Source organism: Aminobacter sp. SR38 (assembly GCF_014843375.1).
GTDB lineage: Bacteria > Pseudomonadota > Alphaproteobacteria > Rhizobiales > Rhizobiaceae > Aminobacter > Aminobacter ciceronei.
Genome location: NZ_CP062112.1, coordinates 3,759,179 through 3,781,829 on the forward strand (window position 1 = coordinate 3,759,179; position 22,651 = coordinate 3,781,829).

Annotated in this window: 29 protein-coding genes and 1 tRNA gene; 15 read left to right on the forward strand and 15 right to left on the reverse strand. The window is 63.4% G+C overall.

The annotated features are described in order from the left end of the window. Nucleotides 1-81: 81 nt before the first annotated feature. Nucleotides 82-798: a type 1 glutamine amidotransferase gene (locus tag IG197_RS18405; protein WP_192314016.1), complete on the forward strand. Its 717-nt coding sequence runs from the start codon at nt 82-84 to the stop codon at nt 796-798. Between the two features lie 104 nt (nt 799-902). Beyond that, nucleotides 903-1,067, forward strand: coding sequence for a hypothetical protein (locus IG197_RS18410; protein WP_192314018.1), 165 nt, complete (start codon nt 903-905; stop codon nt 1,065-1,067). A 70-nt stretch (nt 1,068-1,137) separates the two neighbouring features. On the opposite strand, the gene IG197_RS18415 is transcribed toward IG197_RS18410, so the two are convergent. Further along, the gene (locus IG197_RS18415) at nt 1,138-1,392 is read right to left on the reverse strand and encodes a DUF982 domain-containing protein (protein WP_184772527.1); all 255 of its coding nucleotides are present in this window, start codon (nt 1,390-1,392) and stop codon (nt 1,138-1,140) included. 196 nt (nt 1,393-1,588) lie between these two features. Between IG197_RS18415 and IG197_RS18420 the strand changes: the two genes are divergently transcribed. Next, nucleotides 1,589-2,008: a hypothetical protein gene (locus tag IG197_RS18420; protein ID WP_246765186.1), complete on the forward strand. Its 420-nt coding sequence runs from the start codon at nt 1,589-1,591 to the stop codon at nt 2,006-2,008. Between the two features lie 25 nt (nt 2,009-2,033). Here the strand turns inward: IG197_RS18420 and IG197_RS18425 are convergent, their stop codons facing one another. Both IG197_RS18425 and IG197_RS18430 read right to left on the reverse strand, forming a co-directional pair. Beyond that, on the reverse strand, nt 2,034-2,291 hold the full coding sequence (locus tag IG197_RS18425) for a hypothetical protein (protein WP_192314020.1): 258 nt from the start codon (nt 2,289-2,291) through the stop codon (nt 2,034-2,036). A gap of 113 nt (nt 2,292-2,404) precedes the next feature. Then, complete coding sequence (locus IG197_RS18430; RefSeq protein WP_067957164.1) at nt 2,405-3,430, reverse strand: class I fructose-bisphosphate aldolase; 1,026 nt, start codon at nt 3,428-3,430, stop codon at nt 2,405-2,407. A 337-nt stretch (nt 3,431-3,767) separates the two neighbouring features. On the opposite strand from IG197_RS18430, the gene IG197_RS18435 reads away from it, so the two are divergent. Next, nucleotides 3,768-4,148 carry a cupin domain-containing protein gene (locus tag IG197_RS18435; RefSeq protein ID WP_192314021.1) on the forward strand — a complete coding sequence of 127 codons (381 nt, stop codon included), beginning with the start codon at nt 3,768-3,770 and terminating at the stop codon, nt 4,146-4,148. Between the two features lie 366 nt (nt 4,149-4,514). Here IG197_RS18435 and pgk read toward each other — a convergent pair whose 3' ends face one another. Next, a complete protein-coding gene (pgk, locus tag IG197_RS18440) occupies nt 4,515-5,711 on the reverse strand; it encodes a phosphoglycerate kinase (RefSeq protein ID WP_192314023.1) in 1,197 nt (398 codons plus the stop codon). Nucleotides 5,712-6,043: 332 nt separating this feature from the next. Between pgk and IG197_RS18445 the strand changes: the two genes are divergently transcribed. Next, the gene (locus tag IG197_RS18445; protein ID WP_210346875.1) at nt 6,044-6,409 is read left to right on the forward strand and encodes a hypothetical protein; all 366 of its coding nucleotides are present in this window, start codon (nt 6,044-6,046) and stop codon (nt 6,407-6,409) included. 134 nt (nt 6,410-6,543) lie between these two features. Next, nucleotides 6,544-6,927 carry a VOC family protein gene (locus IG197_RS18450; protein ID WP_192314025.1) on the forward strand — a complete coding sequence of 128 codons (384 nt, stop codon included), beginning with the start codon at nt 6,544-6,546 and terminating at the stop codon, nt 6,925-6,927. A 189-nt stretch (nt 6,928-7,116) separates the two neighbouring features. Here the strand turns inward: IG197_RS18450 and IG197_RS18455 are convergent, their stop codons facing one another. The 3 genes from IG197_RS18455 to tkt all read right to left on the reverse strand — a co-directional run bounded on the left by IG197_RS18455 (nt 7,117) and on the right by tkt (nt 12,286). Continuing rightward, complete coding sequence (locus tag IG197_RS18455; RefSeq protein ID WP_067957175.1) at nt 7,117-8,976, reverse strand: potassium/proton antiporter; 1,860 nt, start codon at nt 8,974-8,976, stop codon at nt 7,117-7,119. Between the two features lie 288 nt (nt 8,977-9,264). Beyond that, the gene (gene gap / locus IG197_RS18460; protein ID WP_192314028.1) at nt 9,265-10,275 is read right to left on the reverse strand and encodes a type I glyceraldehyde-3-phosphate dehydrogenase; all 1,011 of its coding nucleotides are present in this window, start codon (nt 10,273-10,275) and stop codon (nt 9,265-9,267) included. 22 nt (nt 10,276-10,297) lie between these two features. Continuing rightward, on the reverse strand, nt 10,298-12,286 hold the full coding sequence (gene tkt / locus IG197_RS18465; RefSeq protein WP_192314031.1) for a transketolase: 1,989 nt from the start codon (nt 12,284-12,286) through the stop codon (nt 10,298-10,300). Nucleotides 12,287-12,568: 282 nt separating this feature from the next. On the opposite strand from tkt, the gene IG197_RS18470 reads away from it, so the two are divergent. Together IG197_RS18470 and IG197_RS18475 are read left to right on the forward strand one after the other, a co-directional pair. After that, nucleotides 12,569-12,841 (forward strand): DUF4164 domain-containing protein, encoded by a 273-nt coding sequence (locus IG197_RS18470; RefSeq protein WP_192314034.1) that lies wholly within the window; start codon nt 12,569-12,571, stop codon nt 12,839-12,841. A 7-nt stretch (nt 12,842-12,848) separates the two neighbouring features. Beyond that, on the forward strand, nt 12,849-13,211 hold the full coding sequence (locus IG197_RS18475) for a cell division protein ZapA (RefSeq protein ID WP_192314037.1): 363 nt from the start codon (nt 12,849-12,851) through the stop codon (nt 13,209-13,211). A gap of 109 nt (nt 13,212-13,320) precedes the next feature. On the opposite strand, the gene rpoH is transcribed toward IG197_RS18475, so the two are convergent. Both rpoH and IG197_RS18485 read right to left on the reverse strand, forming a co-directional pair. Next, entirely contained in the window at nt 13,321-14,220 is a 900-nt protein-coding gene (gene rpoH / locus IG197_RS18480; protein ID WP_192314040.1) for an RNA polymerase sigma factor RpoH, read from the reverse strand. Nucleotides 14,221-14,405: 185 nt separating this feature from the next. Next, a complete protein-coding gene (locus IG197_RS18485; RefSeq protein WP_192314044.1) occupies nt 14,406-15,434 on the reverse strand; it encodes an RluA family pseudouridine synthase in 1,029 nt (342 codons plus the stop codon). Nucleotides 15,435-15,458: 24 nt separating this feature from the next. On the opposite strand from IG197_RS18485, the gene IG197_RS18490 reads away from it, so the two are divergent. The 3 genes from IG197_RS18490 to IG197_RS18500 all read left to right on the forward strand — a co-directional run bounded on the left by IG197_RS18490 (nt 15,459) and on the right by IG197_RS18500 (nt 16,407). After that, the gene (locus tag IG197_RS18490; RefSeq protein WP_067957196.1) at nt 15,459-15,839 is read left to right on the forward strand and encodes a fimbrial protein; all 381 of its coding nucleotides are present in this window, start codon (nt 15,459-15,461) and stop codon (nt 15,837-15,839) included. Continuing rightward, nucleotides 15,836-16,243, forward strand: coding sequence for a VOC family protein (locus IG197_RS18495; RefSeq protein ID WP_192314047.1), 408 nt, complete (start codon nt 15,836-15,838; stop codon nt 16,241-16,243). The genes IG197_RS18490 and IG197_RS18495 overlap by 4 nt, the downstream gene beginning before the upstream one ends. Before the next feature lie 89 nt (nt 16,244-16,332). After that, nucleotides 16,333-16,407: transfer RNA gene (locus IG197_RS18500), tRNA-Glu, on the forward strand. 340 nt (nt 16,408-16,747) lie between these two features. Here the strand turns inward: IG197_RS18500 and IG197_RS18510 are convergent. After that, nucleotides 16,748-16,984 (reverse strand): hypothetical protein, encoded by a 237-nt coding sequence (locus IG197_RS18510; RefSeq protein ID WP_067957254.1) that lies wholly within the window; start codon nt 16,982-16,984, stop codon nt 16,748-16,750. Between the two features lie 24 nt (nt 16,985-17,008). Between IG197_RS18510 and IG197_RS18515 the strand changes: the two genes are divergently transcribed. Further along, nucleotides 17,009-17,500, forward strand: a complete 492-nt coding sequence (locus IG197_RS18515) for a hypothetical protein (protein WP_192314050.1) — start codon at nt 17,009-17,011, stop codon at nt 17,498-17,500. Between the two features lie 83 nt (nt 17,501-17,583). Next, nucleotides 17,584-17,754 carry a hypothetical protein gene (locus IG197_RS18520; protein WP_192314053.1) on the forward strand — a complete coding sequence of 57 codons (171 nt, stop codon included), beginning with the start codon at nt 17,584-17,586 and terminating at the stop codon, nt 17,752-17,754. A 47-nt stretch (nt 17,755-17,801) separates the two neighbouring features. Here IG197_RS18520 and IG197_RS18525 read toward each other — a convergent pair whose 3' ends face one another. From IG197_RS18525 to IG197_RS18535, 3 genes are all read right to left on the reverse strand, one after another. Continuing rightward, nucleotides 17,802-18,254 carry a GFA family protein gene (locus IG197_RS18525; protein WP_192314056.1) on the reverse strand — a complete coding sequence of 151 codons (453 nt, stop codon included), beginning with the start codon at nt 18,252-18,254 and terminating at the stop codon, nt 17,802-17,804. Between the two features lie 52 nt (nt 18,255-18,306). Next, nucleotides 18,307-18,606 carry a DUF982 domain-containing protein gene (locus tag IG197_RS18530; protein WP_154385688.1) on the reverse strand — a complete coding sequence of 100 codons (300 nt, stop codon included), beginning with the start codon at nt 18,604-18,606 and terminating at the stop codon, nt 18,307-18,309. Nucleotides 18,607-18,718: 112 nt separating this feature from the next. Then, a complete protein-coding gene (locus IG197_RS18535; RefSeq protein WP_192314059.1) occupies nt 18,719-18,967 on the reverse strand; it encodes a DUF982 domain-containing protein in 249 nt (82 codons plus the stop codon). 318 nt (nt 18,968-19,285) lie between these two features. On the opposite strand from IG197_RS18535, the gene IG197_RS18540 reads away from it, so the two are divergent. Then, nucleotides 19,286-20,164, forward strand: coding sequence for a hypothetical protein (locus IG197_RS18540; RefSeq protein ID WP_157097006.1), 879 nt, complete (start codon nt 19,286-19,288; stop codon nt 20,162-20,164). 173 nt (nt 20,165-20,337) lie between these two features. Continuing rightward, on the forward strand, nt 20,338-21,012 hold the full coding sequence (locus IG197_RS18545) for an outer membrane protein (protein WP_067957269.1): 675 nt from the start codon (nt 20,338-20,340) through the stop codon (nt 21,010-21,012). 79 nt (nt 21,013-21,091) lie between these two features. On the opposite strand, the gene IG197_RS18550 is transcribed toward IG197_RS18545, so the two are convergent. Then, nucleotides 21,092-21,586: a hypothetical protein gene (locus IG197_RS18550; protein WP_192314062.1), complete on the reverse strand. Its 495-nt coding sequence runs from the start codon at nt 21,584-21,586 to the stop codon at nt 21,092-21,094. A 359-nt stretch (nt 21,587-21,945) separates the two neighbouring features. Then, entirely contained in the window at nt 21,946-22,173 is a 228-nt protein-coding gene (locus tag IG197_RS18555) for a hypothetical protein (RefSeq protein ID WP_067957276.1), read from the reverse strand. Nucleotides 22,174-22,651: the final 478 nt, after the last annotated feature.

Below are 22,651 nucleotides of genomic sequence, written 5' to 3' on the forward strand. Positions count from 1 at the left end.
AACCCTTTTGCCGCCGTGCCCCATGCCTCGTAACAGCGATTGTTTTCAGATAGGGCGGCGTGAGGCGGCCTTGGGGGCAGAATGAAGATCCTTGTTTTCCAGCATCTGCGCGTCGAGCACAGCGGCATCTTCGCCGAGTTCTGGCGCGAGGCCGGGCATAGCGAGCACATCGTCGAGCTCGGCGAAGGCGAGGCGATGCCTGATCTCGACGGCTTCGACGTGCTGGCTGCGATGGGCGGGCCGATGGATGTCTGGCAGGAAGACGCCCATCCCTGGCTGAAACCGGAGAAGGCGGCGATTCGGCGCTGGGTGCGCGAACTCGGGCGGCCCTATCTCGGCATCTGTCTTGGCCACCAGCTGCTGGCCGATGCACTGGGCGGTAAGGTTGGGCTGATGAAGGCGCCGGAGGTCGGTCTTGCCACCGTCGAGCTGACCAAGACCGGCCGCAGCGATCGGTTGTTTTCCGGCGTCGATCCGGCGATCGAAACGCTGCAATGGCATGGCGCGGAGGTTTCAGGGCTGCCTTTGGGCGGCGAAGTTCTTGCCGCGAACGCCGCTTGCCCGATCCAGGCGATGCGTGTCGGCCACAAGGCCTACGGCTTCCAGTATCACATGGAAATCACCGAACGCACCGTCGACGACTGGTCGCAGATCCCGGAATACGCCGCGAGCCTCAAGCAGGCGCTGGGGCCGGAGGAGGCTCAGCGGCTGGCACAGACTGTCGCGCCGCATCTGCCTGTTTTCCGCGCCACCGCGCGCCGCATCAACGACAACTTCTTCGCTGCCATCGGCCGCTGAGCGCGGTTCACCTTGTCCTTGTTGTCGGTGGTGTGCCGACATGGCTGGTTGTATTCGCGGGCGTATCGCCCTAGGCAGGCACAAGCCAGAAAAAGAGGACAAAGATGCCCAGACCGACGAACTACAATCAGGAACGCCGCGACCGCGATCGCGCCAAGGCGGCGAAAAAGGCTGACAAGCTGGCCGCCAAGGCTGAGGCCAAGCAGCGCGGCAGGTCCGATACGGAGATGGAGTCGGAGCCGGAAGGCGAAACCGAAAACCAGGAATAGCCGCCGCAGGCGCCCGCAAGGGCGCTACCGAACCGCGTATCCGGCCCTTGATCCCGGGCAGGTGCGCCGGTCAGTCTTTGTCGTTGATGAAGACGTTGACCTCGCGCGCCGCGGCGATGAAGGCGCGCCGTGCCGACATGACAGGCTTTTCGCCCGACATGGCGTCGGAGCAGGCCTGCAGGGCCGCGCGATGCTTGGGGCTGCGCTTGCCTGGCCAGCTGTTGAGCAGGAAGGCGGAAGCTTCTTTTGCGGTGCGCAGGAGTAGCGGGGTGCCGGCCGGATCGGCCTTCACGGTGATGGGAGTTTCGAACCTGACGTTTTCCATCGCCGCTCATACGCCAAACCGCCGGGGGAAGCGAGCCGCATAACGCCTCACGGTTGAAGAGCCGGAATTGGCCCTGGCCGCGGCGGCTCGAGAGCGTGTGTCGCACATCCCGCCTGGGCCTTGTCGCGCTTTGCCTGCCGTGACAGAGCAGCTCAGGCTGGCCATGCATCGCGCCGGACGAGGACAAGAGGGAAGAATGACCATCAAGCAAATCCTGCCTGCTGTTCTAGGCCTGTTGATTGCCAGTGCCGCGCCGGCATCGGCCGAAGGCGACCGCTACCGGGCCTTCAGCACCACCGCAGAGAGCATCACCGGCGACATCTCGATGGACGATTTCTCCATCACCTTCGCCAATGGCCGATCGCTGAAGTTCGCCGCCTTGCTGGGCGACCATTTTACTGTCGACGGCGAACGGGTGAACGCCTCGGTCTACAGCGTCGAGGACCCCTCGGATCCCGAGCTGGAAAACGGCAACAGGCTGTGCGGCGCCGGCGACGTGACTTACCTGGCGAGTTGGTCCGGCGGCGAGGGCCTGACGACCGTTGCTGTGTTCACCGGCGACGAACCGCCGGAAAGCAGCGCGGATATGTGCGCGTCGTATACGTATCAGGATTGATGGGAGCTGGTGGGGGGTGCCCGAGCTACTGTTTCGGTTGCGCCTGCTGGTTTGAGGACAGCGCGCCAGCAGCACGGTTTCCCTTGTCGCGGCGGCGGTCCTCTTGGTCAGCAATTGTGACGGCACAAAATGTCGCCAGACCGATGCCTGCTCCAAGAAACCAACCGACCGCTCCGAACAATGTTCCAACCATCCAGACGCAAGCGCCAACAACAAGCATGACAAAAAATGCTTGGGCCGTGAATTTGGGGTCTCCGGGCATGGAGAAAATCCAGGCGATCAAGGAGGCGCCTGCAATTGTGCGACATTGACGTTCGCGGCGCATTCTTGCCGGCATAAACAAAAAAAAGCCCCGGATCGCTCCGGGGCTTTCGCATTTCTGCCTGATGGCCTGGCTTACGCGGCCTTTTCCAGCGCGGACTTCCACTGGCCGAGGGCGGCCAGGTGGTTCATGTGGGCGCGGTGGGTGAAGGCGGCCTGACCGGCGGCGAGGTTTTCGGCCTTGCCCGACCATGCCTTCTGCGGCGCTGCCTGCAGCGCGCGGCCGTAGGAGAAGGTCAGCTTCCACGGGTGCGGGCCGATGGCGTTGATGGCGTTGAGGTTGGCGGTAGCCTCCTCGTCGGACTGGCCGCCCGAGAGGAAGGCGATGCCCGGGACCGCAGCCGGAACCGTCTCGCGGAACAGCTTGATGGTCTTTTCTGCGATTTCCTCGGCGCTGGCCTGCCTGGCGGCCTTCTTGCCGGAGATGACCATGTTTGGCTTCAGGATCGTGCCTTCGAGCACGACGCGGGCGGCGTAGAGTTCGTCATAAAGCTTGACCAGCGTTGCCTTGGTGACGTCGTAGCAAGTGTCGATGTCATGTGCGCCGTCCATCAGCACTTCCGGCTCGACGATCGGCACGATGCCGGCTTCCTGGCAGAGTGCTGCGTAGCGGGCGAGTGCCTGGGTGTTGGCCGAGAGCGAGTAGGCCGACGGCACGTTCTTGCCGGTGTCGATGTCGATTACGGCGCGCCATTTGGCGAAGCGGGCACCGAGCTTGTAGTACTCGGCCATGCGCTCACGCAGGCCGTCGAGGCCTTCGGTGATGGTGTCGCCGGGGAAATTGACGATGGCCTTGGCGCCGGCGTCGACCTTGATGCCGGGAATGGCGCCCGATGCCTTGATGAGATCGACCAGCGGCGTGCCGTCGGCGGCGGACTGGCGAATTGTCTCGTCGTAGAGGATGACGCCGGAGATGTACTTGGTCATCGCCTCCTTGGTGCGGAACATCATCTCGCGATAGTCGCGGCGGCTGTCGGCCGTCGACTCGACGCCGATGACGTCGAAACGCTTCTTGATGGTGCCGGAGCTTTCGTCCGCAGCTAGAATGCCCTTGCCGTTCGCCACCATGGCGACGGCGATGTCTTCGAGACGTTCGCTCATACAATTACCTCCTGGTCAGATGCGGCGCGCATAGCAGATGGTTTTCCTGAACGGAATGCCGGCAACAAGCCTATAACCGATTGAAATTATTTCAATCGTTTTAGCTCGCGGGCAAGATTTACGACCGGTTGTTACAGATTTGAACTTATGACTAGACGAATAGCAAAAGGTACAGGATGCGAGGTATCGGAACCGGTCAATTCGACTCGGTCTGACTATACGTGTTCGGGTCATCTCGGCCGACCGTGCCGGCGTCTGTCTATCTATTATATCAGTGGGTGCTAAAGTATTAGCTTGCCGCATGCGCCTGTGCGCATGACGATGATGGGAGGCTGCCATGGCTGATGGCGCAATGAATGTCTCGAAATTCGAGTTCAAGTCCCACAATGAGCCGGACGAGATCCGCTCGCCGGACAAGACCCGTGTCGAAGTGGTGCGGCTGACAGGCTTCACCCTCGGCCGGCTCAATATGGAGCCGGGCTGGCGCTGGTCGGAATGCGTGAAGCCGGTGGTGAAGACCGACAGCTGCCAGGTCTCGCATGTCGGCTATGTCGTTTCGGGCACGCTGACGGTGAGGCTGAATGACGGGACGCAGAGGACGCTGACCAAGGGCACCTCCTACACCATTCCGCCTGGGCACGACGCCTGGGTCGAAGGCAATGAACGTTTCACCTGCATCGAGGTGATGAGCGCCGAGCAGTATGCCAAGCCGGCGTAAGCGGGCAGGCCGAGGCTGGGAAGCTAGACGGGACGGGCGCAGACGGCGTGGACCCCTCTCCGTCTCGCCCTGCGGGCGAGCCACCTCTCCCCAGAGGGGCGAGGAACCCAAGCTGGAGAAGCCTCGCGCCCAATCCGCGTCTTAACTGAGCTGCGGGTAGCTCAGCCTGGCCGCTGGTGTGTCAACCGAACCGCGGATGCTTCCACCGAGAATGCCAGGGAGCTGTCGGTGCAGGACTGGCTTCCTCGCCCCTTTGGGGAGAGGTGCCGAGCGCAGCGAGGCGGAGAGGGGAATCTAGCGCTCATCGAGGGCGATTGTCGGAACGGAAGCCTCCCTCGCTGGGCGAGGGAGGATGCTTGTTGCACGTCAGGCCTTGAGCACTTCGACGCCGGGCAGTTCCTTGCCTTCCATCCATTCGAGGAAGGCGCCGCCGGCGGTGGAGACATAGGTGAAGTCGTCGGCCACGCCGGCATGGTTGAGCGCTGCCACCGTGTCGCCGCCACCGGCGACGGAGACCAGCTTGCCGGCCTTGGTGCGGGCGGCCGCGTGCTGGGCGGCGGAGACAGTCGCCTTGTCGAAAGGCTCGATCTCGAAGGCGCCGAGCGGGCCGTTCCAGACCAGCGTCGAGGCGCGGTCGATCCAGTCGTTGACTGAAGCGACGGTCTTGGGACCGACGTCGAGGATCATGGCATCGGCAGGCACTGCCTCGATGGCGACGACCTCGTTGGCGGCACCCGCCTTGAACTCGCGGGCGATGACGCCGTCCGACGGCAGGATGATTGCGCAGCCGGACTGGGCAGCCTCGATCATGATCTGCTTGGCGGTAGGGGCGAGGTCATGCTCGCACAGCGACTTGCCGACATCGGTGCCGCGCGCGGCGAGGAAGGTGTTGGCCATGCCGCCGCCGATGACGAGTGCGTCGACTTTCTTAACCAGGTTCATCAAGAGGTCGATCTTGGTCGAGACCTTGGCGCCGCCGACGATGGCGACGACCGGCTTGACCGGGTTGCCGAGGCCTTTTTCCAGTGCCTCGAGCTCAGCCTGCATGGTGCGGCCGGCAAAAGCGGGCAGCTTGTGGGCGAGGCCTTCGGTCGAGGCATGCGCGCGGTGGGCGGCAGAGAAGGCGTCGTTGACAAAGATGTCGCCATTGGCGGCGAGCTGCTCGACGAAAACAGGGTCGTTCTTTTCCTCGGCCTTGTAGAAACGGGTGTTTTCGAGAAGCAGGATGTCGCCGTCCCCCATGGCGCCGACGGCGGCGGCGGCCTGTTTGCCGATGCAGTCGGCGGCAAAGCCGACCGGGCGCCCGATGACCTGCGATGTGGCGGTCGCGATGGGCGCCAGCGACAGGGCCGGATCGGGGCCGTCCTTCGGGCGGCCGAAATGGGCGAGCAGGATGACCTTGGCACCCTTGCCGGCAAGCTCGGTGATGGTGGGTGCGACACGCTCGATGCGAGTGGCATCCGTCACCTTGCCGTCGGCGACCGGCACGTTGAGGTCGACGCGGACGAGAACCCGCTTGCCGCTGACGTTGCCGATGGTGTCGAGAGTCTTGAAGGCGGCCATAAGGTTCCCTTTCCTATGGAGAGATTGCGCGGACCATACAAATCGCGGGCGCGGATGCAAGGTTTGCGCGGCGGAGTGGGTGAAATTTTGATGCTCACGGCCCTTCCTGTTGCGGTCGTGAGCGGCTATCGCCGGAGAAACGAGGGGAAGCATGCGCATCGCGGTCACCGGCACGCACGGCAGCGGCAAGACGACCCTCATCGACGACTTTGTCGCCGCACATCCAGCCTATGAGCACGAGCAGGAGCCCTATTGGGCGCTGGCGCAGCATGGCACGCCATTCGCCGACGGTGCCACATCGGCTGATCTCGAGGAGGGAGCGGAGCTGCGCGATGATCCTGGCGTCAGTTGCTTCGCCCGACAGCGTCTACGACCGCTGCCCGCTCGATTTCGTCGCCTATCTGGAAGTGGTCGCAGTCCAGGAGGGGTTCGAGTGGGTGCCGAGCGGCAAGCTGCTCGGCAGGATCGAAAAGGCACTCGCGTCGCTCGGCCTCGTCGTCTTCCTGCCGCTGTCGCGGCCGGACGAGATCGACGTGACGATCGAGCTTCCACGGCTGCGCAGCAAGGTGGATACGCGGCTGAAGGCGATCATCCGCGACGACGAGCTCGGGCTTCTCGAAGGGCGCCCCAAAATCCTCGAACTACGGGGCACGCGGGCGGAGCGGCTGGCGCGGCTTGCGGAGATTGTGGCCGGGTGAAGACTGCGCTGCTTGCCGCGCGGTCTGCCGGCAATCTGCGGGATGCCGAATCCGCGCGCCGTCCGGCCTCAGATGTTCTTGATATGTTCCAGCCCTGCTGATACATTTCTGCGGAATGCTGGAGGATAATGACGATGAGTGCTTATGCCACTGTTGGTGCGATCGACAATGCCAAGTCGAACGCCTTTTATGACGCGACCTTGGCTACGATCGGCTGGAGCAAGCACACGGAGTTTCCGGGTTGGCGCGCCTATTCGGAGGGCGGCAAGGGCGATGGCTTCGTGCTCTGGGTCTGCAAGCCGTTCGATGGTGAGCTCGCCAGCGGTGGCAACGGCTCGATGGTCGGCTTCATGGTCAAGTCCACCGCAGAGGTGGATGCGTTCCACGCGGCGGCGATGCAGTATGGCGGAACCGATGAAGGCGGGCCGAACCCGCGTCCGCACTACGGGCCGGACTGGTATTCCGCCTATGTGCGTGATCCCGCCGGGAACAAGCTTGCGGTGGTCTACAACGGGTGAGGTTGAGGACGGGCGGTTGCTGTCAGGCGATCCTTCCAGAGCGCGGCCCCTGTCGCAGACGGGCTGCAAGCAGAGAGGCTGAGTGCTTGATAGGCGCGACGTCGATGCCCTCCCACTCCTTGTGGGGAGGGCTGTAGGGGTGTTTTGGGGTGTCGCGCGACGTGTGCCCCACAAGCGGAGGGGGGCGCCTCACGCGTCCTCGGATAACCCCTCGGAGGTCGTCGACGCTTCCGTCTTGGCCTGCTTCTCCGGCCGCTTGGCGAAGAAGCGCCTGATGCGGTCGCTGATCTCGCCGCCGCTGAGGAACACCGGAACCGGCGGCGGGGGCGGGGCGGGCTCGATCGACAGGCCGACAGAGACGATGCGGCCCTTTTCGTCGACGTCGCGGACGATCAGGTCGATCAGGCCGAGCGAGACGCGGTCGGCATATTCGACATGGCCGCGCAGGCGCAGCTTGATTAGCTCGGCGATGGTCAGCTTGCGCTCTTCTTCCTTGACGGTCGCGCCATAGGCGGCTTCCAGCTCGCCGGCGAGATGGGTCTGGTCGACGGTGAAGGCGCCGAAGAAATCTTCGTCCTCGGCATCGACCTCGGCACGGCTGGCGAAGAGCCGGTCGAGCAGGCGCGGGTAGCGGTCGGGCACGAAGATGTAGACGTTGTCTCCTGCCTGCAGGCGGCCCATGTCCTGGAAGCGCATCGAGCGGCCGTCGCGTACGACCAGCGAGGGCCGCGCCCAGCGCGGGATTCGCTGCCCCTTGGCGACCGGCGAGCCCGGTACGACGCGATAGGCGAGTAGCTCGTGGTGAGCGGAGCCGGGCAGTTCGAGCTCGACCTTGTCGAGCGGGCCGAAGCGCTGCGGCACGATGAGGCCGAGGCGGCGGGCGAGCGGGCCGACCGTCCAGCCCTGGATGACGAGCGACGTCAGCACGATGATGAAGGCGATGTTGAAGATATCCCTGCCGTTCTCCAGTCCGCCGAGCACGGGGGTGATGGCGAGCAGGATGGAGACGGCGCCGCGCAGGCCGACCCAGGAAATGAAGGCCGTTTCCTGGCGCGGGATGTTAAACGGGATGAGGCAGAGCCAGACCGCCACGGGGCGTGCGACGAACATCAGGAACAGGCCCAGCACCAGTGCTGCGACCAGGATTTCAGGGAACTGCGACGGCGTGGCGAACAGGCCAAGCACCAGGAACATGATGATCTGGGCGAGCCAGGACATGCCGTCCTGGAAGCGCTTGAGCGTGGATACGGCGCGGATGTCGGAATTGCCGGCGACGAGGCCGGCGAGATAGACGGCGAGGAAGCCCGAGCCGCCGACAGCACCGGCTGCGGCGAAGACCAGCAGCGACAGCGTCAGCACGAAGATCGGCAACAGGCCACGGTCGAGGTTGAGCCGTTCGACCAGCTTGACGATGAGGAAGCCGCCGAGCAGGCCGATGGCGGCACCGAGGATCATCTGGACGAAGAAGCCGACGACGAGATCGACAAGCAAAAGGTCGGTGTCGGGCTTGGCTCCGAGCGCGATGATCTCGACAAGGGTGATGGTCAGGAAGATGGCGATCGGGTCGTTGGTGCCGGACTCGATTTCGAGCGTCGAGCGGACGCGCTCGCGCAGGTTGATGTTGCCGGCGCGCAGCAGGAAGAACACGGCGGCAGCGTCGGTCGAGGCAACGGCGGCCCCGAGCAGGAAGGATTCGAGCCAGGTGAAGCCGGTGAGATAATAGGCGGCGATGCCGAAGACGACGGTGGTGATGCCGACGCCGATGGTGGCGAGCGTAAGAGCCGGCATGCCGGCCTGGCGCAACACGCCGACGGGCGTGCCGAAGCCTGAGTCAAACAGGATGACGGCAAGTGCTATGGCGCCGACGAAATAGGCGATGTGGGCATTGTCGAAGACGATGCCGAGGCCGTCGACGCCGCTGGCAAGGCCGATGCCGAGGAACAGCAACAGCAGCGGGGCGCCGAAGCGGAAGGCGATCAGGCTCGAAAACGCCGCCGCCACGACCAGCGCCGTGCCTACCAGCGTGATGAGATATACCGCCTGTTCCATCCCCGACCCGTCTGCGAACCACCTGTTAGCTGCGTCGGTTGAGAGTGCGGCGAAGAAAAGGCCATGTCCAAGCAAGAATGGATTTTTGCCGGCTTGGACCAAACATTTTTGCATTGCGGTAGAAATGAAAACGCCCGGCCGAAGCCGGGCGTTGCCAATAGGTTAGTGCATGACCCCGAAATCGAAAGTCGATTTCGGAAAGGATCATGCAGCCGTTAAGTGCTACAGCGTCCTTTGCGCGTCCTGGCGGACGCGCGGCGCTGTAGTCGCCCGAGGCGGGCGCGGCAATCAGCCGATGGTGCGGCCCATCACGACGGCCGTGTCGGCCATGCGGTTGGAGAAGCCCCACTCATTATCGTACCAGGACATGACGCGCACGAGGTTGCCCTCGATGACCTTGGTCTGGTCGAGCGCGAAGGTCGACGAGGCCGGGTTGTGGTTCATGTCGATGGAGACCAGCGGCTCGTCGGTGTAGGCAAGCACGCCCTTGAGCGGGCCATTGGCGGCAGCGACGAGCACCGCGTTGACCTCTTCGACCGTGACGTTCTTCTTGGCCAGGAACTTGAAGTCGATGCAGGAGACGTTCGGGGTCGGCACGCGGATCGAGACGCCGTCGAGCTTGCCCTTGAGTTCCGGCAGCACCAGGCCGACGGCCTTGGCGGCACCGGTCGAGGTCGGGATCATCGACATCGCCGCGGCGCGGGCGCGGTAGAGATCCTTGTGCATGGTGTCGAGCGTCGGCTGGTCACCAGTGTAGGCATGGATCGTGGTCATGAAGCCCTTTTCGATGCCGAAGGCATTGTTGAGGACCATGGCGACGGGAGCCAGGCAGTTGGTGGTGCAGGACGCATTCGAGATGACGATGTGGTCCTTGGTGATCTTGTCGTGGTTGACGCCGTAGACCACGGTCAGGTCGGCGCCGTCGGCGGGTGCCGAGACGATGACACGCTTGGCGCCGGCGGCGAGGTGCGCCGAAGCCTTGTCCTTCGAGGTGAAGATGCCGGTGCATTCGAGCGCGATGTCGACGCCGAGTTCCTTCCACGGCAGCTGCGACGGGTCCTTGATCGCGGTGACCTTGAACTTGTCGGTGCCGATGTTGATCTGGTCGCCCTCGACCTTCACTTCGTGCGGGAAGCGGCCATGCACGCTGTCGTAGCGCAGCAGGTGGGCGTTGGTCTCGACCGGGCCGAGATCGTTGACGGCGACGACGTCGATGTCCTTGCGGCCCGACTCATAGATGGCACGCACGATGTTGCGGCCGATGCGGCCGAAACCATTGATGGCAACTCTAACGGTCATGTTGGTTCTCCTGGGGGACGTCTTATGCCTGAAGCCGAGCCGTGGCGGCCTTTGCGGCAGCCTCGGCGGTGATGCCGAAATGCTTGTAGAGCTCTTCGATCGGGGCGCTGGCGCCGAAGCCGTGCATGCCGATGAAGACGCCGTCGGAACCGATGAAGCTGTCCCAGCCCTGGCGGATGCCAGCCTCGATCGCGACCTTGACCTTGGCATTGCCGATCATCGCCTTGCGATATTCCGGGCTCTGCTGTTCGAACAACTCGAAGGCGGGGACCGAGACGACGCGGGTCGGGTGGCCGGCGGCCTGCAGCAGCTTGCGGGCGTCGAGCGCGATCTCGACCTCGGAGCCGGTGGCGAAGATGGTGACTTCGGCATCGCCGTCGGCAGTGGCGAGTTCATAGGCGCCGTAGCCGCAGAGGTTTTCCTCGACATATTCGGTGCGTACCGCCGGCAGGTTCTGGCGGGTCAGCGCCAGCGTCGACGGGGTCTTGCGATTCTCCAGCGTCAGCTGCCAGCACTCGGCAGCTTCCGTGGCATCGGCCGGACGGAAGACGATGTGGTTGGGGATGGCGCGCAGGGCCGCCAGATGCTCGACCGGCTGGTGGGTCGGGCCGTCTTCACCGAGTCCGATCGAATCGTGGGTCATGACGAAGCCGACGCGGATGCCCATCAGCGACGCCAGGCGCATGGCCGGGCGGGCATAGTCGGAGAAGCACAGGAACGTGCCGGAATAGGGGATGACGCCGCCATGCAGCGCCATGCCGTTCATGGCCGCGCACATGCCGAGCTCACGGATGCCGTAGTGGACGAAGCGCTGGCCGTAGTCTTCGGCCGAGATCGGCTTGGTCTGGCTGGTCTTGGTGTTGTTGGAGCCGGTCAGGTCAGCCGAGCCGCCGATGGTTTCGGGTACCACGCCGTTGATGACCTCGAGCGCCATTTCCGAAGACTTGCGGGTGGCGACCTTCGGCTTGTCGGCGGCGAGCTTCTTCTTGTAGTCGGCGATCGCGGCGTCGAAGCCGGCGGGCAGGTCGCCGCGCATGCGGCGCTCGAACTCGCCACGGACTTCAGTGCCGGCCTCGGCGAGGCGCTTTTCCCAGTCGACGCGCTTCTTGGCCGAGTTGAGGCCGGCGAGACGCCAGGCGTCGAGGATGTCGGAGGGGATCTCGAAGGCCGGGTATTCCCAGCCCAGCGCCTTGCGGGTCGCCTCGATCTCGGCGGCACCCAGCGGCGAACCGTGGACCTTGTTGGTGCCGGCCTTGGCCGGCGAGCCGAAGCCGATGGTGGTCTTGGCGGCGATCAGCGTCGGGCGGTCGGAGCGCTTGGCGGCCTCGATGGCACCGGCAATGGCTTCCGGATCATGGCCGTCAATGGCCAGCGTGTTCCAGCCCGAGGCGGCGAAGCGCGCCAACTGATCGGTCGAATCCGACATCGAGATCGGGCCGTCGATCGAAATGTTGTTGTCGTCCCAGAAGACGATCAGCTTGTTGAGCTTGAGGTGACCGGCAAGCGACAGCGCCTCCTGCGAGATGCCTTCCATCAGGCAGCCGTCGCCGGCGAGCACGTAGGTGTAGTGGTCGACGAGCTTGTCGCCGAACTGGGCATTCATGATGCGTTCGGCGAGCGCCATGCCGACGGCGTTGGCGAGACCCTGGCCGAGCGGACCGGTGGTGGTCTCGATGCCGGCGGCGTGGCCGTATTCGGGGTGGCCGGCGGTCTTGGAGCCCAGCTGGCGGAAATTCTTGATCTGCTCGATGGTCATGTCCTCGTAGCCCGAGAGATAGAGCAGCGAGTAGAGCAGCATCGAGCCATGGCCGGCCGACAGCACGAACCGGTCGCGATCGTGCCAATGCGGGTTGGCCGGGTCATGCTTCAGGAAGCGGGTGTAGAGCACGGTCGCGACGTCGGCGGCGCCCATCGGCAGGCCGGGATGGCCGGAGTTGGCCTTCTCGACCGCATCCATGGACAGAAAGCGGATCGCATTGGCCATCCGGTCGTGTTTTTCGCGCGAGGACATCGTCCCTCCCATAGCCGAGAAAAGGGGCCGCCGACGGCCCCAGAAAGGTGGGGCGACACATAGCAGGCACAGGGCTTGAGTCAACAAATCGGTGCGTTTTCGCACCCTCATTGCGGCGCGAAGTCACGCCCCGGCCATTTTCGCGTGCCGGCCTCGACACGCTTAGTGGGGGAAAGACAAAACAGCTTTGTTGACGCCTCCTTCAACCGGTGCCTAATGTTTCCGTGATAACGCGTTCTGAAACGTGCGCGATTCGGTGATGGGCGAGGGTCTACGGGAGCCATGACCGGGGATACGACACTCAGGGAAGTCATTGGCCGGCTAGGCAAGGCGATCGAGACGCTTGAGGGCGCGGTCGCAGCGCGGCTCGAGCACGACCAGGATTACGGCGAAGCCGAAGCCGAGGTCCAGCGCATGAATGCCGACCGTGCGCGGCTGGCGCAGGAGCTCGACAATTCCGAAGCCCGGGCCGAACGGCTGGAAGAAGCCAACAAGGAAGTCTCGCGGCGGCTCGTGACGGCGATGGAAACGATCCGCGCCGTGCTGGACAGGTAGGGTGGAGATGGCGCAAGTCACCGTTACCATCGATGGCAAGCAATACCGCATGGCCTGCGACGAGGGCCAGGAAGAGCATCTCGTCGACCTCGCCAACCGCTTCGACCGCTATGTGCTGCATCTCAAGGATTCGTTCGGCGAGATCGGCGACCAGCGACTGACCGTGATGGCCGGCATCATGGTGATGGACGAGTTGTCCGAGCTGCAGAAGCGCGTCAAGGGCATGGAAACCGAAGTGCTGACGCTGCGCAAGACGCGCGACGATGCCTTGACCAAGGCCGATAAGAACGATGCGGCGCTGACCGGCGCGCTGGGCTCGCTGGCCGAGCGCATGGAGCAGCTGGCGCTGAGCCTGACGAAAAAGGCTTGAGCGCGGGGAAAGTTCTGGGACGGGCTTCCACCTTCGGGGGAAGATGGAGACCGAAAGAAAAACGCGCCGGCATGCCGGCGCGTTTTTTGTTTCAAGCTGAGGCCGATTGTCAGGCGTCGATGGTGCGCAGCGCCTGGGCCTGCTTCTTGGCAGCGGCCTTGACCGCGTCCTGGACCTTTTCGAAGGCGCGGACCTCGATCTGGCGGACGCGCTCGCGGCTGATGTCGAATTCGGCCGAAAGCTCTTCCAGCGTCAGTGGCTCGTCGGCAAGGCGACGCGCCTCGAAGATGCGCTTTTCGCGGTCGTTGAGCACCGACATGGCGCTCGCCAGCATGCCGCGGCGGTTGTCGAGCTCGTCCTGCTCGATGAGCATGGTTTCCTGGCTGTCATGGTCGTCGACAAGCCAGTCCTGCCACTCGCCCGACTCGCCTTCGCTGGCGCGGATGGGTGCATTCAGCGAAGCGTCGCCCGACAGGCGGCGGTTCATCGACACCACCTCGGCCTCGGAGACATTGAGGCGCGTGGCGATCTCGGTGATGTGCTCGGGCCTCAGGTCGCCGTCGTCGAGCGCCTGAATCTTACCCTTGACCTTGCGCAGGTTGAAGAACAGACGCTTCTGGTTGGCGGTGGTGCCCATCTTGACCAGCGACCACGAGCGCAGGATGTACTCCTGGATCGAGGCCTTGATCCACCACATGGCATAGGTGGCGAGGCGGAAACCGCGCTCCGGCTCGAATTTCTTGACGGCCTGCATCAGGCCGACATTGCCTTCCGAGATGACTTCGCCGATGGGCAGGCCATAACCGCGATAGCCCATGGCGATCTTGGCCACCAGACGCAGGTGGCTGGTGACCAGCTTGTGGGCGGCGGTGGTGTCTTCATGCTCGTTGTACCGCTTGGCGAGCATGTACTCTTCCTGCGGCTGTAGCATCGGAAAGCGACGGATTTCTTCCAGGTAGCGGCTGAGGCCGCCTTCGCCGGAAACGATACTGGGTAGTGACTGGGCCATAAAGCACCCTCCCTCTTTGCGAGATATGCCCCCTGATCCAGGCGAGCATGTGGCGCGGCTGCCGAATGCCTGTCGCGCTATGGGTCTTATACAGGAACAAAACCAGAAAAGACACGATTTGTTCAACGCGAAACAGAGTGTCACGCCTAAGTGAACAATACGAGTCAGGTTTTCTGATCGAAGGTTCAGAGATTGCGAAAGCCTTCGACCAATTCCCCCATGTCGCGAGGCAAGGGCGCCTCGAACCGCATGATGAGATGGGAAGCCGGGTGGCGAAATGCAAGGAGGCGGGCATGCAAAGCCTGGCGTGGAAATGCCTTGACCGCGGACTTCAACGGTTCGGGCAGCCGGTTCGACTTGGTCCGGAAGGCCTGGCCATAGTCGGGATCGCCGACGACGGGGTGGCCGATATGGGCCATGTGAACGCGAATCTGGTGGGTGCGCCCGGTTTCCAGCCGGCATTCGACCAGGCTTGCCGTGGTGAATTCGGCCTGGTCCTGGCCGAACCGCTCCTGCACGGTGAAATGGGTGATGGCGTGGCGGGCGTCGTCGCGGTGTTCGGGCACCACGGCGCGGCGGACACGGTCGGCGTGGCGGCCGAGCGGAGCGTCGATGGTGCCGGCCATGCGCTGCGGAAAGCCCCAGACCAGCGCGTCATAGGCGCGTTCGAGGTCGCCGGTGCGGCCATGGTCGGCGAAGGCCTCGGACAGCGACTTGTGGGCGCGGTCGGTCTTGGCAACGACCATGACGCCCGAGGTCTCCTTGTCGAGGCGATGGACGATGCCGGGCCGCTTGACGCCGCCTATGCCCGACAGGCTGTCGCCGCAATGGTGGATCAACGCATTGACCAGCGTGCCGGTCCAGTTGCCGGCGCCGGGATGGACGACGAGGCCGGCCGGCTTGTTGATGACGATCAGCTCGTCGTCCTCATAGAGAATGTCGAGCGGTATCGCTTCGCCCTCGGGTTCGGCCGGTTCGGCCTCGGGCATGTCGATGGCTATTTCGTCGCCGGCAGCCAGCTTGCGCTTGGCCTCCTCGACGACCTTGCCGCCGATGCTGACCGCACCCTGCTTGATCAGCGCCTGGACGCGGCTGCGCGACAGATCGGGGGCGAGGCGGCCAGCCAGCCACTGGTCGAGCCGCACACCTGCGGCATCGGCGTCGGCTTCGAGCACTATCAAAGTGCCTGTCGCTTCGCTATCTGATGCGCTCATAACAATTGTTCCGGAAGCTTTGCCATGTCTCGGCCCGCTATCGAAGAAGAAGACAAGCCGCTCGACCCATCGGTTGAGCGTGTCCGCAGGAAACTGGTCCGCTTCTTCATCATCAATATAGGGCTGTTGTTCATCGCCCTTATGGCCGTCCTCGGCGGCGTTGTCTACAAATCGCGGACGCCGGAGGCGGCCGCTCCGGTGGCGAGCGGCGACATCCAGGTGCCGGCGGGCGGCCAGATCAGCGGCGAGATCATCCTGCCGGTGGGCGCCAAGATCATGTCGCAGGCGCTGTCGGGCAACCGCATCTCGATAGACGCCGAACTCGTCGACGGCAGCAGGACCATCTTCCTCTACGACATGTCAGAACGGCGCCTGATCGGCCAGTTCCAGGTCCGCACCAAGTGAGCGGCTTCGCCGCCCGGCGCCGCATCGCCACCGTCTCGGTGGTCGTCGCCGATTACGACCAGGCGATCGCCTGGTATGTCGGCAAGCTCGGGCTTTCCCTTGTCGAGGATGTCGACCTCGGCGGCGGCAAGCGCTGGATAACTGTCGAGCCGGGCAGCGGGCAGGGCGCAAGGCTGCTGCTCGCCAAAGCGGATGGCGAGAGCCAAGTGGCGGCAATCGGCAACCAGACCGGCGGGCGTGTGTTCCTGTTTCTGGAGACCGACGATTTTGCCCGCGACCATGCGGCGATGCTGGCCAATGGCGTCGAATTCCGCGAAGCGCCGCGCCACGAGGCCTATGGCACCGTCGCCGTGTTCGCCGATCTCTGCGGCAATCTGTGGGATCTGATCGAACCGAAGCGTTGATGCCCCTGCGGCAGCCTGGACAAGTGCAAATAACGCGTGCCGGGCTGTTGCTTTTTCGAGAACGCCAGCCTATATGGCCGATCTCGGCTGCGCCCATCGTCTAGCGGTCAGGACACCGCCCTCTCACGGCGGGAACAGGGGTTCGATTCCCCTTGGGCGTACCAACGATTTCAAGCACATACTGTAACTCGAGCCGCTGCCGTCAAACGACGGTCAAGCAGGGCCATTGGTCTGACGCTCTAGATCCTGCGATCGCGCCTGGCTGGCCCATTCTAGTTGTCCGGCCAGTGCGCAGGAGCGTTTCGCATGCTCATTCCCGAAACGCCGACGACGCTCCGGGCATTGTTTGTCGCGGTCATTCAATTGCCCTTGGTCACTTAGCGGTCGCGGCCTACTCGATGATGGCGGCAACGGCCTCGGGCTTCGAGACGGCGTGGCTGCCCGCCGTTTCGGTGACGGTCGCGCCCGCGCGCTCGGGCGCCATGCGCTGCGCTGCCGGCGGGATCATGCGGTCGTCGGGCGCGCCCAGGTAATAACTCGGCCGACGAGCGCAAGAACCTTCCGACCTTCGGCGGGTATCTCGCGACCGATCTCTGGCAGGAACTTGCCGAACTCGTGACACCGGTCACACCCAACGCCTAGGCTGTCGTCGGCACGGTCGAGGACCTGGAAGCGCAGACGCGGATCAAGGCGCAGAAAGCCAGGAAGGCGATCGACACGTCGTTCCATCATCTTGCCCATGACCTGCTCACCGCGAGAAACTGGATGGATGTCAGCGAAGCCCAGAACCCGGGCAGGCAGTTTGGTGCGGCGCCGACCGCCGCGCCGAGCGCGCTGCGGGAGGAGGTGCCATGGCAGCAGCCTGCAGCGGAACGGCCCAAGCGGCCGCTCGGCTTGGTGGTCTATGACTTCATGCAACAGAACCCGGCGTCCAATTTCTGTTCGGGCGGGCCGAAGGCACCCGACCTGCCCACGCTGCCAAAGGCAGCCGTGTTTTCCGCAGCCAACTATTGGCTCCAGACGGTTGGCCGTCGCGCGGACCAGCGCGACGCCACTGATCCGCGCGAAATCCTGTGCGGTGACAGCCGCCGCGCCAGCGACGACCGACCTGTCCTGGTCTTCGACGACCTCCTGGCTTTCCGGACTACAGCCCCGTGCCGGAATGCCCACCTAAGGCCTGACGTACCGCGAGATGTCAGGCCCTTTCTTTTGGTGGCGACATGCATTGCCGGCATGTCGCGTGGCCGCAGCGTGTGACCGCCGCTGCCACGTCGTTGCGAAAACGCCAAGTGGAACCTTGCCTGCCCGTCGGCGTTGCGGTGACAAAGGAGAATGCCGTCATGCTTCGAACACTAGCACTGTTTGTCGTCGGTTATGCAGCATACAGGATCGGTCGAGAGTTCATCGCCAGCGTGCCGTCGGATTTCGATCCCGTGCCGGCAGCGCCGAAGCGTCGCCGCAAGCCGGTCGTGAAGCCGAGCGCCAAGACCGCCACGGCGACCACGCACTGAAAGCCCTCGGAAATCAGGGCGGGTCCCAAACCCGCTGATTTCCGCGCCTACGCTTGCTTTCTCAAAGCGCTACGTTCGGCGGGGGCGGTTTCGGAAACAGCGGCCGGCGGCTGACGGTCGTGGTCGAACTGCTGCGCCTCGGGCAGAGGATGCAGCCAGTTTTCCCGTCGGCCAGTCCAGAGTTCATATTGAGGCGTCAGATCGGAGGGCACCACGTCGAGACTGCCGAGCATGACTTCGGCCTCGTCGTCGCTGACGAAGGTGACGCGGCTGCCGCAGGTGACGCAGAAGCTTCGCTTGCCATAGGTATTGACCTGGCCCGTCTGTTCGAGGGTCGAAACCGGCCAGACGGCATAGGCGGAAAATGCCGAACCGCTGGTCTTGCGGCAATCGGCGCAGTGGCAGATCCCGACACGCAGAGGCTCTCCGGTCACCCGGAATGTGACGGCACGGCAATAGCAGCTGCCGAATCGGATTGTCTCGCTGCGACAGTTTTCCATGGCAGAGCTCCTTTCCGCTTCAAAGGAAAGCCACAGGCAAACGTTCCCCGGATTAGAGGGGCATGCGGCCGCGTTTCGGCGTTACGATCCATGGCTCGATCGACACCGCTTCGGTTTCGCGGATGCCGACGGAGCGGGCAAAGCCGGCAAAGGCATTGCGGGCACCATCGACCGACAGCCGGTCCTCGCGTGCCGCATGGCAGGCGCGCATCGCCGTGTTGTAGATCGGTCCGCGCCTTTGTTCGGGCCACCTTGCGAGGAAGCCGAGCGCATCGGCGACACTGGCAATCTGCAGGATGGCCTGATCGGCGTCCCTGACGAAGATCGGGGTGGAAAAGGTTTTGGCTGTCATCACTTCCTCCCGGGTCATGGACCGTCTTTCGAGCAAGCGAACCTGCCGGCTTTCGGCGCGACAGGCAGACCAGGAAAATGGCGACGGCAGCCTTTCCCGTCAAGAATGGAGTTCAAGCCGCATCCGGCGACGCGGCCAGTATTCCGGCCTCGTTGCAAAAGCTTTCGAAAGCTTCCCTTGCCTCATCGACAGGGATCGAGCCGTTGATCGCGGCCTGGAGGGCGTTTTCTGCGAGATAGAAGAACGGGTTGCGCTTGTCTTGCGGCCAGCCGTCAAGAAACTCGACGGCATCCGGCACCGAGACGACCTCGCGCAGCGAAAACTCTCCATCTTTGACCCAGACGTTCGGTGTAAAATCCATCCACCAAAACGCGCCCGATGGCGGAGAGTTGCATCGGCGGCCTCAGTGCGCAGTCGATCGATAGCATTTTTTCTTAACAAGAGAGGGCATCGGCCGACAACGCTCGAGGTGCCATGCCGCCGCGAAATCATCCTGTGCTATCGGTTCTCCTGTAGGGATCAGCAAGGTTCAATTCAGGATTGCTTGATATCAACTGGCCGAGTTACTGACCGGAACTGGAGCCGCCTTTGAAGGGGGCTCATTGCCAAAAATGCAATTGCCATCGCGACTTTCATGCACATGCCCGCCCAGAATCCGCCCCGCCGCCCGACAGAGCCGATGAGCGCAGCGGAGCTGACTGCGCATCCGCTCTTTCCACGCATCGACCGGCGCCTGGCTCTCCATCTGATCGCCATCCACGAGCAGACGCCAAGGCTGGCGCGGCTCAAGGCTTCGCACCGCAAATGGCTGATGACCCAGTCGCTCTATGCGCTTACGCTCGAGCGCACCGAGGACGACCCTCATTCCGGCCTTTCGCAGTCGCGCCTGGTCGACATCGCCACCAGCATCGGCGCTGTCAGCCACAACACGGCACGAGCCTTTCTGCAGGAATTGCTGACCTACAAGTTTCTGACCGAGATCCCCACCCCGCACGACAAGCGGCTACGCCTGCTCGACACGACCGAGGCGAGTCGGAAGGCGATGACCGGCTGGTTCATGGGGCATATGAGCTGCCTCGATGAACTGGACAATGGCGGGCGGCACGCCCGCTGCACCGCCGACGACAGGATCTTCCGCGCCGCCCAGCCACGCGCAGCCCGGCGGCTGATCGAGAACCCGGTGTGGCGTTATCCGGCCGAAAGCATCAATTCGTTCCTGCAGTCGGAACTGGGCGGGATGATCCTGCACGAGCTCATATCGCGCATCGAAGATTTCATCCCGCAAGACGGCAAGGTGATCGTCGGTCCCTCCAGCCTGGCGGAACTCGCCGCGCGATACTTCATCTCCGTCACGAACCTGCGCAGAATGTTCAAGAAAGCGGAAACAAGCGGGCTGATGGGCTGGTCGGAGGCATCGGACCAAAGGGTGTTGTGGCTGTCGGCGACGTTCCTGGACGACTATTTCCTGTGGCAGGCGCAGAAATTCGCCGCCCTTGACGAGGCCTATTGCTGGGCGGTCCAGAACATTGTCGGGCACAACCACTCTGCAACCGGCTGATCCAAGCGCGACGATGTAGAAATGCCGCGACATCAACAGGCGGCAAGATAGAACCAGATTTGGTCGTTTCCGGACGCGCAGGCAGCCCTTATCAGGCGCTGAAGGGCGTGCGGCAGTCAGGTTCAGGGCAACGAAAGGTTGTCGTGCTGTGCCCCTTCATTCCAGGGGTTTTCATGAAAACAGTTCTTCTTGCTTCGACCTTGATGCTTGCCGTTGCGGGCAGCGCGTTTGCCGCCGATGTGGTTGCCCACGAGCCGGCGCCGGCGGAGGCGCCCGCTGGTTTTGTCTGGACCGGTGGCTATGTCGGCCTGCATGGCGGCTACGCCTGGCTCAATGGTACGGTCGATGTCGCTACGGCCGAACGGCCCTTCGATATCGATGGCTTCGACAACGGGCTGCTGGGTGTCCATGCAGGCTACAATTGGCAGCTTGGCGGCGGTTTCGTCGGCGGTATCGAGGTTGACCTCTCGCATGCCTGGACCAAGCGGGACTTGGTCGTCCGTGTCAGCGTTCCCGATTTCCCGCCGATGGACATTCCCGTCGAAGCCGGGACCAACTGGCAAGGCAGCGCGCGCCTGCGCGCCGGCTATGCGATGGACCGTACGCTGCTTTTCGCGACGGGCGGCGTTGGCTTCGCCAATACCTACGTGAAGATGCAGGCCTATGACGAAAGCAAGACGTTCCTCGGCTGGACAGTGGGTGCCGGCATCGAGCACGCGTTCACCGACAACTGGATCGGCCGCCTCGAATACCGTTATGCCGATTTCGGTTCGGAGACGTTTCCGGGCGACATCAAAATCGGTCTCAACGAGCACACCGTGCGCGCCGGCATCAGCTACAAGTTCTGACCGGCACTGCCCGACTAGAAAAGAGCCCGGCTTCGCGCCGGGCCTTTTTTCGTCATGGAACGGCAGGTCCGGCTGGACCTCACTCGGCTGGCAGGCTGCGCACGAATTCGACGCCGTCGATGACAAGCAGGTGTGGCTCGGGTGCGGCGGCGATGCGCTGGACGCCGTCGCTGCAGGTAAACACCGGCCAGCCGCTGTCGGCGCACAGGATCTCGACGAACCAGTTGCCGAGCTGGTCGGTCAGGCTGATGCGCAAGGCGCCGTCCTTGAGGCGCCGCGCATGGGAGCCGTTGGTTGCAGTCCAGGTCCAGGGTCCGCCGAGAGGCGGCCGGGAGAACATGACAAAGGGATAGGTCCTGGGCGGCAGGTCTTCATATTCGGCCGCCAGGCGATAGCGCATCATTGCGGTGGTGTAGTCGGCGGCGATGGACGGCCAGCGCGCATAGAGCATGCCGACGCCGTGCAGATGCGGATCGACAAGCAATTGGCGAGCACGGCTCTCGGCAGCATGGGCCGCCGTTGCCACGGCGACGGCGGCGATGGCAGCAAGCAGCATTGCGATGCGTCGCGACATGTGCCCGGGCCTCAGAGCCCATCCCGGATAGGAACGAGCGCTCATTGGAGCGTGACCTTGCCCGCGAACCTGTTTCCCAGTTTTCGGGAAAGAATCAGTCGACATCATTGTCGCCGCTTGCCGTAGCGGGATCAATGGCGGGATGATTTCTGCCTTCGGACCGCAACAGGGCAGGGCCGATCGGAAAAAATCTTGGGAAAATTGAATCGGGATGAAAGCCCCGAAAGCCTCCTGCGTTCGGGCATCAGGTCGATGCCAGAACCTGGTGAAGCGCGCCAACAGGCTGGCGTCCAATTCACCCGGTCCCGAAAGCCTGATGCTTTCGGGCTAGCAATTCGGGGTTGCAGACCGCCTTTTCGTCAGGCGGCGGCTCTTGCCCTGAAACGGGGTATGCTTGCCAGCAGCAGATCCTTGTCACGCACGCCGCTACGATAAAGCTTGAGGAGCGTCCTCGCTATCTCGCTTGCCCAGACGGAACTCGGGTCTTCGCCGCGTTCGTGGCAGATCTGGTCGAACACATGCTGAAGAAGCGCGAGATCCCTGGGATAAATCGGGGAGTTAGGCTGGGTGAAAAGTACGTGCTCCATAGTCTTCTCCCATATGGTGCTTGTTCTTTTGTCTTATGCTTTGCTGCTGAGTTTTTGCCTGCTTGCTGCCGCGGTCAGCAAAGCTGATCGCGATCAAGAACCAAATCCGCGCTCATGCCCTTGGGTATAGAACGAGGATAGAGTTCAGCATCGTCACGTATGTGGAAGCATCTGCCGCAGGCGATCGCATCAATATGCCTCCTTGAGGCAAAGGTTGCATGCAGGCGTGGGTCATTTCAGGGCAGAAATTCTGCTCTACAACCTGTGTGATGTCGAGTCACTCTGGGTTGCAACGGAGTTGCAGGAAAAGGTGCTCAAATGAAGGTGAAAGGGCCCGCCAGGAGGGGGACGGCAGGCCCTTTCTGGACGTGGCTGAAAGGAAAAGACCACGCCCGGTGTGCCAGAACGCAACTCTTCGGGGCGGGAAATGGTTCCCTTCAGACGCGCTTGCTTTACATCAGGACATCGACAGTGATCA

Excerpts from the sequence above, each read along its gene's own strand:
- IG197_RS18405 (WP_192314016.1), top strand. The coding sequence starts at position 82 with ATGAAGATCCTTGTTTTCCAGCATCTGCGCGTCGAGCACAGCGGCATC.
- IG197_RS18410 (WP_192314018.1), top strand. The coding sequence starts at position 903 with ATGCCCAGACCGACGAACTACAATCAGGAACGCCGCGACCGCGATCGC.
- IG197_RS18415 (WP_184772527.1), bottom strand. The coding sequence starts at position 1,392 with ATGGAAAACGTCAGGTTCGAAACTCCCATCACCGTGAAGGCCGATCCG.
- IG197_RS18420 (WP_246765186.1), top strand. The coding sequence starts at position 1,589 with ATGACCATCAAGCAAATCCTGCCTGCTGTTCTAGGCCTGTTGATTGCC.
- IG197_RS18430 (WP_067957164.1), bottom strand. The coding sequence starts at position 3,430 with ATGAGCGAACGTCTCGAAGACATCGCCGTCGCCATGGTGGCGAACGGC.
- IG197_RS18435 (WP_192314021.1), top strand. The coding sequence starts at position 3,768 with ATGGCTGATGGCGCAATGAATGTCTCGAAATTCGAGTTCAAGTCCCAC.
- pgk (WP_192314023.1), bottom strand. The coding sequence starts at position 5,711 with ATGGCCGCCTTCAAGACTCTCGACACCATCGGCAACGTCAGCGGCAAG.
- IG197_RS18445 (WP_210346875.1), top strand. The coding sequence starts at position 6,044 with ATGATCCTGGCGTCAGTTGCTTCGCCCGACAGCGTCTACGACCGCTGC.
- IG197_RS18450 (WP_192314025.1), top strand. The coding sequence starts at position 6,544 with ATGAGTGCTTATGCCACTGTTGGTGCGATCGACAATGCCAAGTCGAAC.
- IG197_RS18455 (WP_067957175.1), bottom strand. The coding sequence starts at position 8,976 with ATGGAACAGGCGGTATATCTCATCACGCTGGTAGGCACGGCGCTGGTC.
- gap (WP_192314028.1), bottom strand. The coding sequence starts at position 10,275 with ATGACCGTTAGAGTTGCCATCAATGGTTTCGGCCGCATCGGCCGCAAC.
- tkt (WP_192314031.1), bottom strand. The coding sequence starts at position 12,286 with ATGTCCTCGCGCGAAAAACACGACCGGATGGCCAATGCGATCCGCTTT.
- IG197_RS18470 (WP_192314034.1), top strand. The coding sequence starts at position 12,569 with ATGACCGGGGATACGACACTCAGGGAAGTCATTGGCCGGCTAGGCAAG.
- IG197_RS18475 (WP_192314037.1), top strand. The coding sequence starts at position 12,849 with ATGGCGCAAGTCACCGTTACCATCGATGGCAAGCAATACCGCATGGCC.
- rpoH (WP_192314040.1), bottom strand. The coding sequence starts at position 14,220 with ATGGCCCAGTCACTACCCAGTATCGTTTCCGGCGAAGGCGGCCTCAGC.
- IG197_RS18485 (WP_192314044.1), bottom strand. The coding sequence starts at position 15,434 with ATGAGCGCATCAGATAGCGAAGCGACAGGCACTTTGATAGTGCTCGAA.
- IG197_RS18490 (WP_067957196.1), top strand. The coding sequence starts at position 15,459 with ATGTCTCGGCCCGCTATCGAAGAAGAAGACAAGCCGCTCGACCCATCG.
- IG197_RS18510 (WP_067957254.1), bottom strand. The coding sequence starts at position 16,984 with ATGGGCAAGATGATGGAACGACGTGTCGATCGCCTTCCTGGCTTTCTG.
- IG197_RS18515 (WP_192314050.1), top strand. The coding sequence starts at position 17,009 with ATGGATGTCAGCGAAGCCCAGAACCCGGGCAGGCAGTTTGGTGCGGCG.
- IG197_RS18520 (WP_192314053.1), top strand. The coding sequence starts at position 17,584 with ATGCTTCGAACACTAGCACTGTTTGTCGTCGGTTATGCAGCATACAGG.
- IG197_RS18525 (WP_192314056.1), bottom strand. The coding sequence starts at position 18,254 with ATGGAAAACTGTCGCAGCGAGACAATCCGATTCGGCAGCTGCTATTGC.
- IG197_RS18530 (WP_154385688.1), bottom strand. The coding sequence starts at position 18,606 with ATGACAGCCAAAACCTTTTCCACCCCGATCTTCGTCAGGGACGCCGAT.
- IG197_RS18535 (WP_192314059.1), bottom strand. The coding sequence starts at position 18,967 with ATGGATTTTACACCGAACGTCTGGGTCAAAGATGGAGAGTTTTCGCTG.
- IG197_RS18540 (WP_157097006.1), top strand. The coding sequence starts at position 19,286 with ATGAGCGCAGCGGAGCTGACTGCGCATCCGCTCTTTCCACGCATCGAC.
- IG197_RS18545 (WP_067957269.1), top strand. The coding sequence starts at position 20,338 with ATGAAAACAGTTCTTCTTGCTTCGACCTTGATGCTTGCCGTTGCGGGC.
- IG197_RS18550 (WP_192314062.1), bottom strand. The coding sequence starts at position 21,586 with ATGTCGCGACGCATCGCAATGCTGCTTGCTGCCATCGCCGCCGTCGCC.
- IG197_RS18555 (WP_067957276.1), bottom strand. The coding sequence starts at position 22,173 with ATGGAGCACGTACTTTTCACCCAGCCTAACTCCCCGATTTATCCCAGG.